General features: G+C 54.8%; 15 protein-coding genes. 3 read left to right on the forward strand and 12 right to left on the reverse strand.

Annotated elements, in window-relative coordinates:
- The first annotated feature begins 259 nt into the window (after positions 1 to 259).
- Positions 260 to 904, forward strand: a complete 645-nt coding sequence (locus ACFWW2_RS01030; protein ID WP_393925506.1) for a hypothetical protein — start codon at positions 260 to 262, stop codon at positions 902 to 904.
- A 465-nt stretch (positions 905 to 1,369) separates the two neighbouring features.
- Here the strand turns inward: ACFWW2_RS01030 and ACFWW2_RS01035 are convergent, their stop codons facing one another.
- The 7 genes from ACFWW2_RS01035 to gstA all read right to left on the reverse strand — a co-directional run bounded on the left by ACFWW2_RS01035 (position 1,370) and on the right by gstA (position 4,921).
- The gene (locus tag ACFWW2_RS01035) at positions 1,370 to 1,834 is read right to left on the reverse strand and encodes a DUF1348 family protein (protein WP_393925507.1); all 465 of its coding nucleotides are present in this window, start codon (positions 1,832 to 1,834) and stop codon (positions 1,370 to 1,372) included.
- Positions 1,835 to 1,895: 61 nt separating this feature from the next.
- On the reverse strand, positions 1,896 to 2,207 hold the full coding sequence (locus tag ACFWW2_RS01040; RefSeq protein WP_393925508.1) for an NIPSNAP family protein: 312 nt from the start codon (positions 2,205 to 2,207) through the stop codon (positions 1,896 to 1,898).
- Positions 2,208 to 2,316: 109 nt separating this feature from the next.
- Positions 2,317 to 2,721, reverse strand: a complete 405-nt coding sequence (locus tag ACFWW2_RS01045; RefSeq protein ID WP_393925509.1) for a GFA family protein — start codon at positions 2,719 to 2,721, stop codon at positions 2,317 to 2,319.
- Positions 2,708 to 3,703 (reverse strand): NAD(P)H-dependent flavin oxidoreductase, encoded by a 996-nt coding sequence (locus ACFWW2_RS01050; protein WP_393925510.1) that lies wholly within the window; start codon positions 3,701 to 3,703, stop codon positions 2,708 to 2,710. The genes ACFWW2_RS01045 and ACFWW2_RS01050 overlap by 14 nt, the downstream gene beginning before the upstream one ends.
- Positions 3,704 to 3,708: 5 nt before the next feature.
- On the reverse strand, positions 3,709 to 3,915 hold the full coding sequence (locus ACFWW2_RS01055; protein WP_298970172.1) for a tautomerase family protein: 207 nt from the start codon (positions 3,913 to 3,915) through the stop codon (positions 3,709 to 3,711).
- An 11-nt stretch (positions 3,916 to 3,926) separates the two neighbouring features.
- Entirely contained in the window at positions 3,927 to 4,301 is a 375-nt protein-coding gene (locus ACFWW2_RS01060) for a nuclear transport factor 2 family protein (RefSeq protein WP_393925511.1), read from the reverse strand.
- Positions 4,298 to 4,921: a glutathione transferase GstA gene (gene gstA, locus ACFWW2_RS01065; protein ID WP_393925512.1), complete on the reverse strand. Its 624-nt coding sequence runs from the start codon at positions 4,919 to 4,921 to the stop codon at positions 4,298 to 4,300. Before gstA ends, ACFWW2_RS01060 begins: the two co-directional genes overlap by 4 nt.
- 123 nt (positions 4,922 to 5,044) lie before the next feature.
- Here gstA and ACFWW2_RS01070 point away from each other — a divergent pair, with 123 nt between their 5' ends.
- Positions 5,045 to 5,395 (forward strand): winged helix-turn-helix transcriptional regulator, encoded by a 351-nt coding sequence (locus ACFWW2_RS01070; protein WP_393925513.1) that lies wholly within the window; start codon positions 5,045 to 5,047, stop codon positions 5,393 to 5,395.
- A 127-nt stretch (positions 5,396 to 5,522) separates the two neighbouring features.
- Here the strand turns inward: ACFWW2_RS01070 and ACFWW2_RS01075 are convergent, their stop codons facing one another.
- The 4 genes from ACFWW2_RS01075 to ACFWW2_RS01090 form a co-directional block, all read right to left on the reverse strand.
- The gene (locus ACFWW2_RS01075; RefSeq protein WP_393925514.1) at positions 5,523 to 6,323 is read right to left on the reverse strand and encodes an MBL fold metallo-hydrolase; all 801 of its coding nucleotides are present in this window, start codon (positions 6,321 to 6,323) and stop codon (positions 5,523 to 5,525) included.
- Between the two features lie 206 nt (positions 6,324 to 6,529).
- Positions 6,530 to 6,958 carry a lactoylglutathione lyase gene (gene gloA, locus ACFWW2_RS01080; RefSeq protein ID WP_393925515.1) on the reverse strand — a complete coding sequence of 143 codons (429 nt, stop codon included), beginning with the start codon at positions 6,956 to 6,958 and terminating at the stop codon, positions 6,530 to 6,532.
- A gap of 63 nt (positions 6,959 to 7,021) precedes the next feature.
- Positions 7,022 to 7,492 (reverse strand): hypothetical protein, encoded by a 471-nt coding sequence (locus tag ACFWW2_RS01085; RefSeq protein ID WP_393925516.1) that lies wholly within the window; start codon positions 7,490 to 7,492, stop codon positions 7,022 to 7,024.
- Between the two features lie 24 nt (positions 7,493 to 7,516).
- A complete protein-coding gene (locus ACFWW2_RS01090) occupies positions 7,517 to 8,149 on the reverse strand; it encodes a YdhR family protein (protein WP_298970184.1) in 633 nt (210 codons plus the stop codon).
- Between the two features lie 341 nt (positions 8,150 to 8,490).
- On the opposite strand from ACFWW2_RS01090, the gene ACFWW2_RS01095 reads away from it, so the two are divergent.
- On the forward strand, positions 8,491 to 9,045 hold the full coding sequence (locus ACFWW2_RS01095; protein WP_393925517.1) for a TetR/AcrR family transcriptional regulator: 555 nt from the start codon (positions 8,491 to 8,493) through the stop codon (positions 9,043 to 9,045).
- A 5-nt stretch (positions 9,046 to 9,050) separates the two neighbouring features.
- Here ACFWW2_RS01095 and ACFWW2_RS01100 read toward each other — a convergent pair whose 3' ends face one another.
- Positions 9,051 to 9,233, reverse strand: coding sequence for a hypothetical protein (locus ACFWW2_RS01100; RefSeq protein WP_393925518.1), 183 nt, complete (start codon positions 9,231 to 9,233; stop codon positions 9,051 to 9,053).
- Between the last annotated feature and the right edge of the window lie 106 nt (positions 9,234 to 9,339).

The following is a 9,339-nucleotide window of genomic DNA, read 5'->3' on the forward strand; positions in this document are numbered from 1 at the left end:
ACCCGATTGGAACCTCGCTCGCGGAATTCATCAGGGCCAGCGGAACACCACCGCATAAACAGGCCGGACAGACGAAGGTACTGACGAAAATGACCGCAAACATCGCCAGAAAACGCTTGCAATGCAGGAGCCACCCACAGATGCCGTTGACCAAACCCGCAATTGCCGCAACGCAGCTTCACCGAAGCAGACCTTGCAGGCCGACGACAATTGATCGTTCGGGTCTTTCCGGAGAACTTAAGACCAGGTACTGAGAATTATGGTTATTGAATTCTGTCCAACGGAATATAGGCGTGCCAAGGAAATTGCTGGTCACGTTGGGGAAATGTGGTGGACAGGATGCTCCACGGCAGTTGGAGGCGATTCTCGCTTTGCTCAAGGCCATGACCCGCAAGGGGTCAAATTCTTTATTTCGGACTCCTACATCGAACCTGTGGCTGATAGCCCGCCGCCTTACAGCATATTGAAGCTCCCAGTTCCAAACGGATTGAACTCATGTGAAGCTTGCAAAAGCTTGATATTCGGTCTGGTTTTTCATGAGTGGTCTCATTTGAAACAGAAAGTCGCAGATGAGGATAGTTTCGTTGAGGCCCAAAAAGCGCAGAACGTACTGCGGCAAAAACTTATGGCTAGAGAGAGCATAACAACCAAGGATTGGTGGGAATACTACTATTGTTGGCGATTAGAGCGCGAAGCGCACGCGATTCAACTGGCTTCTGAATATGCGTACCAGGGCCGCACATCAATCATTCCAGATCATTTAGGATCATTTATTGGATGGCAGAAGCCTATTAGTCGCCTCGAACCGGACTCCTTGGTCCTTGAAGAATGGCAAAAGACCGTACTGGAATTGGCAAGTGAACAGCTCGCGCACTTTGTTGTTCACGAGTATTCTGGAAGCTAAACCGGCCCTAAGCCGACCTCCAGCAGTTGTCCCGGATGCTGCGGTTGCAGCCCGCATAGCCGACGTTCGCTGCGCCTGCACGATCTTGGCGGTGGTCGACGTTTCAAGTGCGGGACGAACGATGAATTCGCTGCGGCTGCGCAAATGGCTGCTTTGCGATGCCTTATAACTGCCGGGAAATCAGAAAACGGTTTGGAAGTTGGAAGTAAAGAGCCGGATTGCGCCGGTCCTCCTCAGCCGAAATTGTCACGATCGGGAATTGATCAACTCACACGGAGTGCGGTGACAACTCTGCTCGAAGAGATTATCGACTTCTGCGGGGATCTCGGGATGTTAACGTCCGATGCGCTTCGCTTGCTCCGTGTTGCGGACGCCGTTGCAGCCACGGCCCGTCAGATTTTCGTTTGCGCAGGTTCAAAATACGAGAGCATGCTTTCACGAACGTCCAGTATCGTGACAGCAAAATCAGAGATTCAACTCGGTCAGCCCTGGATGCTCGTCCGGACGGCGACCCGAGGGCCAGTGAAACAGACGCGACTGTTCCATGATTGGCATATCGTTGATGCTGGCAATACGGCGGCACATCCGCCCGTCTACCGCAAAATCCCAGTTCTCGTTGCCATAGGACCGGAACCACTGCGCGTCGTCATCACACCATTCGTAGGCAAAGCGCACGGCGATCCGGTTTTGTGTCCATGCCCAGAGTTCCTTGATTAGACGATAGTGATGTTCGCGCTGCCATTTGCGCGACAGGAATGCTTCGATTTCGATATGTCCTGTGAGGAGTTCAGACCGGTTCCGCCACTGGCTGTCGTCGGTATAGGCCTGCGTCACGCGCTGGGGGTCTCGGCTGTTCCAACCATCCTCGGCGGCGCGCACTTTTTGCGCGGCAGTTGTTTCGGAAAATGGCGGAAGCGGCGGGCGGCTCATAACGAAGCTCCAGACAGATTTCATGAATTTGCTTGCGCCAAAAATGGCGGATTGCGCCGACCTAGCTGGGCATTTCCAATGGACGCAAAAAGTGACGGTCATAGCGCCTGATACAGTCTATATCCTCGGCAAAATTATATGCTTTCTGGCATGCGCTGTCTGTCAGGCTCTTGATGCGATAGGCCTCATAATCCGCCAGAGAGGGGAACGAAAACAGGCAGACGGCAAGGTCGTTCGGGCTTTCGTGCGGCAAATAGTACCCGTGATGCGTTCCTGCAGATTTTTCGACCAAGGGAATCCACACACGCGCATATTCTTCGAATTCGGGAATTTTAGTTGGGTTCAGTTCATATTGAACGTAACAGGTAATCAACGGCTTCTCCTTACATGTTATTTTCTGACTAAGGTTTCGCATTTGCGGGTGCCAAGGTGGTGTTGTTACGGCCGCTTCCCGGTCGATCGCAAAGCAAAAGAACACTACGCTATGGGGGAAGCCCCTCACATGCCTCAACCTGATCAAGACATGAGGACCAAGACGGTTGTTCAGAAATGAATATCCTGTACTTTTTGACCACTTCCGGCTCCCCGCGCAGAGATCCCGCTGGAACGATCATTTTCATTCCGTCGCCGCTTGCCCAGGGAACGCCTGATCCGCAGACACGGCAGAATGATTTGGAGATGTCTCGCGCCGGCAGTTGGTAGGTGGCAACTTCATCGGCACCGCTCAGCCAGTTGAACCCATCGGCTGCTATGAACAGATTTGATGCAAAGGCCGATCCGGTGATCTGTCTGCACTGATCGCAACTACACAAGAACATTGTGTCGAACGCGTTGACGACCTCGAACGAGACCGCGCCGCACAGGCAGCTTCCGTTAAGTTTTGGCATTCTCTGAATCCTCTTTGAAGGGTTCCACACGTCGGCCAAGGCGCTGCAAGATTTCTCCGGCTTGTGAAGTCATGTCCTGAAGAGTGGCTTGCGCAGGCCCACGGTTTCGAACGAGGTCAGCAGCTTCGCCGACGATCACGGCGGCTACATCCGTGTCACCCGCTGCCGAAGCGGCGTTGAAACGGATTTGCTCTTCTGCAAGGTTTTCGCCCAAGCCGACAATATCCCCGCTCCACCGCCGCGTGAAGGTATTGCGCATCGTGCTCAGGTTCCAATCCGAAGGCCAATTGAGCCCACGTGCCATGTCGAATACGGAACTGCGTTCAGTATCGTCGCCCGAACCGCGCAGAGCAGCTTGTTTGGCATTTTCACTGGCGAGGGATTCATCGCTGGCAAAGAAGGCGGTTCCACACAAGACGCCGGACGCGTCAAGCGCCAGAGCCGCAGCCAGACCACGTCCATCAGCGATACCGCCTGCCGCGATGACTGGTATTCCTTGCGCGATGTCCACAACCGCCGGGATGAGGGGCAACGTCGCTCTGGTGCCGCCGTGTCCGCCTGCCTCTGTGCCCTGCGCCACAATGGCATCAACGCCAGCATCGACAGCTTCACGCGCTTGTTCGAGCGTCTGCACCTGAACGATCAGCTTTGTCTGCGCGTCCCTGATCTGACGGAGAAACGGTTTAAAATCACCGAACGAGAGCATGAGCGCTGCCGGGTTTCGTGCCAGGGTAAGATCGAGCAGTTCGGGCTTACGGGCCAATGACCAAGTGATAAAGCCGACCCCGATCCGCGCATTACCTGCTGCGTCGAATTCGCGTTTGAGCCAATCGGCGTCGCCATAACCGCCGCCGACCAGGCCCAAACCACCTGCCTTGCTCACGGCCGCAGCAAGCGCCCCGCCGCTGACACCTGCCATAGGTGCCAACAGGACGGGATGTTCGATGTCGAAGAGATCACAAAGGGATGTGCGGATGGCCATTCAGGTCAACCTGCCGCGTCGCGTCTATACTGGTCGACCGGTAGACCTCCGATCCCCCAATCCTCAAGCGCAACTTCGTCAATGACGACAAAAGTTGTCGCCGGAGACTTGTCGAGGATCCGCACCAGCAAGTCGGTGACGCCGTTGATCAACGCGGCCTTCTGATCCGGGGTGACACCTTCACGTGTTACTTTGATATTTACATAGGGCATATCGCTTCCTTTCAGGTCGCGCGTTCAGTGATTTGAAAGATTTTGGCCATGATCGACCATGCGCCGTCGGTTCGCACAAGCGTCAAGAAATCGATGAAATCCTTTGTCCCAATGGAACATCGCACACGGGCAAAGGCGGTGTTTTCACCTGCGAATTCTACGGATTCGATCACATCACGCCGAGGTTCATTGCGCGAGGCCGGGGACACGCGCTTGGCCACTACCGCGAAATACTCATCCATCGTGCGATACAGCAGTGGTGCTTCATCCGCTGTCGCGTAGATCGCCTTTGGGTGAAACGTTTTAGCCAGCCTGTCCGTATCGGCGTGATAGAGACCGTCGAAATAGGTCTCTATCACCTCTGTTACTGCCGCAAATGCAGTCATGCCGCCTGCTCCATCAGGCCCTCGGCAATCATCGCTTTGATCGAGGCGGGACGTGCCACAATACGTGCCACGTAAGCCTGGGTTTTCGGATGCGCGTCAAGGCTGAGCCCGACAAAACCTGCCCAATTCAGCACCACAAATGCATATGCATCTGCGACGGTGAACGTGTCACCTAGCAGAAAGCGACGACCGTCTGCGAGACGTTGCTCGACATGCGCCGCGCGGCGCCCGACACCTGCCTCGACCCTCTTTCTTGCATCGCCATCAAGCTCCCGACCCGTAAAAAATGGGCTGAAGGATTTGTGCAGCTCTGACGAGATGAAATTCAGAGTTTCCTGAAGCCGGGTACGTGCCAACGTACCGTTCGGTGGCGCGAGACCGGCAGCGGGTGACTGATCGGCCAAATACTGCAGCACGGCTGGATTTTCGGTGATGATGTCGCCTTCGTCGGTGATTAGAGCTGGAACATAGCCGTTCGGACTGATTTTGAGGAAATCATCGCCGGCCTCTGTTTTGTTTGTATCGGTGTCTGTCTTATCCAGATCGAACGGAATCTGAAGTTCATTCAGAATGATGTGGGATGCCAACGAGCATGCGCCGGGTTTGTAGTAAAGTTTCATTTGTCTTAGCTCCTGTTTGCTTTGGTGACAGTTCAGAGATGATGACTTTGATAACCGTTGACAACTAGGTATCTAAAGGATACTTAATTATCGAGTTACCCAAAGGAAACCTAGTCACCTGCCATGCCGCTCAAAGTCCGCAAAAACCAAAGCCCCGAACCGCCGCAGCCTTGTATGCTGACGCATTGTATGGCGGTGATCTCCGGCGCTTGGGCCGCCAATGTGATTTGGTCGCTGCGTGCTGGCCCGCGCCGCTTTAACGAGTTGCGTACCGACATTCCGCCAATTTCAGCCAAGGTGCTCTCCACACGGCTGACGGAGCTTGAGCAGCGCGGAGTGTTGTCCCGGAACGTGCAACCAACCTCGCCCCCATCCGTCGAATATGCCCTTACAGAGCTGGGCGGTGAACTTGTGCCTGCGCTTGAGGCCATTGTGAAAGTTGGCCATCGGTTGAAGATGCGCGACGAAGGGTAAAAGTCAGTCATGCTCTATTCCCGCTGATTGATCATCTCGCGATGGAAATGCAGTTTTCACTGTGATGTTCTTTAGTGGGGCAATTCCCTTTCCAGAGAGCGTTCAAAACACCTCACGCAAGGCACTGCTAAAGCGCGTCGAACATCAGTCCAGTCCAAATGTCCGTTGAGAAAAATCCCCCAGACCATTTGGCATCAAATTGGTCTAGCGGCCTAAGATCGACTACTTGCTGGCGCGTTTTTCCTTCGCCTTTCAGTTTGCTGAGTTCATCGCGGGCATACTGAAGCATTGCGAGGTAATCCAAGAGGTCATCGCGGGATCCCAACGAGCCGTGGCCCGGGATGACTTTGGTATGTTCATCGGTGTGGTCGCGTAGCATTTCAACGGCACTGATCGTGCCCTGCAAGGTACCGCCATTGTGAGTATCAATCACCGGATAGATGCCGTTGAAGAATACGTCCCCCGCGTGCACGACATTGGCCATCTCAAAAAATACCACCAAGTCTCCGTCCGTGTGTGCCCGGGGCGTATGGACGGCGCGCACTATGTCGCCATTTAAATGGAAGCTCATCGAGTCCTTAAAGGTGACAACGGGCAATCCATCGCTTGCCATCGGCTGAAACGACAAATCAAAAAGAGGAATATCACTTCCATCAGCAAGACGCGTGCGGGCCATCTCGTGACTGAAAATCGTTGTACCTGTCCCGCCAAGAAGTTCATTTCCGCCAGTATGGTCAAAATGGAAATGGGTGTTGATCAGGAACCGGGGAGGCTCGCCCCCCAATTGGTTTATAAGCGCAAGCAATTCCGGCAAAGCAGGTGCCATCTGATCGTCGATAAGAAACGTGCCATCGTCCCCGATCATGACGCCGATGTTCCCACCATCGCCTGTCAGCATGTACAGGTTTTCGGCGACTTTCGTTGACATCAGATGGGGCCCATCCGCCAACGCCGGTATTGGAACGGCGATCATGGCAGTTAAGAACAAGGTCAGAGACAGAGACCTACTGAGTCTGTGAACCCTGTGTTTTCCTGAAGTGCGGTTGCTCGTCATGGTGTGTCTCGTTTCATAGATTGCCGTGCCCAAAGCGTTTGTGATCCACGTCAGCCGTGCCTCATCGCTTGTAGGCACGCCTAGGGCGCTTGGATTAGCTCAATATTGTAGCCGTCAGGGTCTTTGATGAAGGCGATGGTTTCGTGTTCGCCGGTTTCATCCGGTGCCGCTTTCATCGGGCCCGGGTTTCGGGTGATTTCAACGCCCAGCCCGGCCAGATGAAGGCAGGTCTGGTGTATGTCGAGAACCTCCAATGCGATGTGTCCATATCCGGTGCCGTGCGAATAGCTGTGCTCGCCCCAGTTATAGGTCAGCTCAATCATTGCGCTGCTGTCGGGATAACCGACAAAGACCAGCGTAAATTCAGCAGCTGTAAAAGTCTCTCGACGCAATTCCTGCATCCCGAGTGCATCGCAATAAAAGCGCAAGGACCGATCGAGGTCTCGGACACGGACCATCGAATAAAGAATGGCGTGCGGGGTGTTTGGGTACGTTGACTGAGTGTTCATAATGATACCCCTGAAGGATCCAAAGGACCGGGGACAAACACTGCCTGTCCCCGGTAGCTTATTTTAGCGGCAGATTTCACCCTGGTAGCGGACCAGCCCAACAAGGTTGTCATCGTCGCGCAAATCAACGAGGCCATAGCTGTTGAACTGGCCTGAGTAGCCCTTCATCGTGCCGCGTGTGACGTCTGGCTGAATGTCGTAGGTGATTTCGATCATAAAGCGGCCCGGTTTGCCCGGCACGGCGGTCAGAACGCCCAGATCCTTTGTTTGGAATGCGCCGCCATCGTCACGGCCAAAGTAATGTTCCATGTCCATCTCAAGGCCCGTTTCAGTCTCGCGGGTGGCCGTGATCTTGCCAGCCGCGTTTTGAACCGCGCCAGTCAAAGTGGCCGAGATGATCATCGGCTGACCTTCGCCTTCGCCAAAGAAGTTAGGGATGGCGACGCCGCCCATTTCAAAGCAGTCGGCAGCCATTGCAGCAGTTGACGACATCGCAAGCGCCATGATGGCACCAGAAAGAGAGTTCAGTTTCATGTCATTTCCGTTCAGTTGAAGAGGTTAAAGGTAGTAGGGAGAGTTGAGGCCGCGGCTTGCGGCCTCGGTCACACGGGCATCGAAGACGCGCGTATAGAAGGCAGCGTTCATCGCGGCTGTCGTTTTCGGGAATTCATTGATGGCAAAGTCCAACGCATTTTCGACAGTGTCGAAGGCGTCCAAGCCACCCAGCGTGTTTGTGTTGTGTCCACTTAGCCAGATCTTGGACAACAGTCCCTTTTGCCTGCGCAAGACCGGATTTCGGTCCTGCCATGGTGCGTTTTCAAATGGAACCGCGACCTGCACTTCGGTGTAAACAAATGCGCGGGGCTCGGCTGTGACCCGTCCGCCAAAATGGGGCGCATCCATCGCCGCGCTGGCCTCTGCGGTTGCCTGATTATCAAAGACCCGCGTTGTTTGCGCCACGCCAAAGTCACGGGCCAGAGCAGGGAAAAAATCCGTGCAGTACAGCAGCGCATCATCGACGCTCGCAAACCCGTAAAGCCCGCCGACAGAATGGTTGCCCAGCCCGGAAAACCACGTTTTGTCAACAAACCCGGGTTGGGCCGCGATGGCAGCATTCAGCTTTTCCCAAGGAACATCCGTGAAGGGCACGGACGCTTGCAATTCCGTGTAAACGAAGGCGTTGGCAGGCATAGTTTGGCGTTCCTTTTGATTGGATTGCGCAGTTGCAGCTGACCTGTGAACAGTCAGCCCTATTGCCGCGAGGGGAATAGCGGCCAGCCCTGCGGTAACTTTGCGCCGTGACATTGGCGCAGTTCCACCGGGCGCGTGCCGGGGCACACGTGAAGCCATGTCGTTTTCTCCTTAAGATTGGGGCCACCTACCTTGGTGGTTGCCTTGGGGTGGGTAACGAAATATAACGATCCCTATATATCGCTATTCCGATTGGCGCCCGCCGTCAATCAAAAATATAGTGAACGTTATTTTTTGAGGTAAAGGATTGACTTAGCTTGAAAAAATCAGAATCAACTAAGATGAAACTGCTAGAGGCGTCGGGCCGGGCGTTTCGAAAAGAGGGCTATTCAGGGATCGGGGTCGACTCAATAGCGAAAGATGCTGGTGTCACGTCCGGTGCATTTTATGCCCATCTGAAATCCAAGAACGATGCGTTCCGGGCGGCACTTGTCGCCGGTCTGGAAGACGTCCTTGCCGCTTTGCCCGAGTATCGCAAGAAGCATGGCGCCCAGTGGCCTGAAGCTTTTGCAGACTATTATCTTGGAAAAGGTCACCGGATGGACCTAGAGGGCGGTTGCGCAATGACCAGTCTGACGCCGGACGTGATCAGGACAGATCCAGCTGTGCGAACCGAATACGCGGAACTGATGAGCCGCATCATCAAAGAGATTGCAGACCACCTGCCGAAGGCAGGGTCTGCGGCCGAACGCGAAGCAATTGCATGGGCGTTCCTGTCGACACTGATTGGCGGGCTTACCCTCTCGCGGGCTGTGGGATCAGGTCCCGCCGCTGACCAGATCGCGCGCTCCAGCAAGGCGGCGGCACTCGACGCAATCGGCTATGCGGCAGGCTAGGAGAGTCAGGCGACAAGGCTGTCGCGGTGCGACCTGCAATACGGGATCAGAATGTCCCGAAAAGCACTCAATTTTCGCGATGGCCAGATATCAGGGTGCCCCACCACCCAGATATCTGCATAGGTTTGTGGCAGCAGTAGCGGCTCTGTGCACCAGATCAGCCGCTGCGCGTCCAGGAAAATGGGCATCCGAACGACACCCAACCCAGCCTGAGCCGCGCCAACCATGGCCAAAATATCATCAGCCGCAGATGGACCCGATAGCGGGGAAAGTCAGTTGCAATCCTCTTCGGCA

This window comes from Yoonia sp. R2-816, assembly GCF_046762905.1.
GTDB lineage: Bacteria > Pseudomonadota > Alphaproteobacteria > Rhodobacterales > Rhodobacteraceae > Yoonia.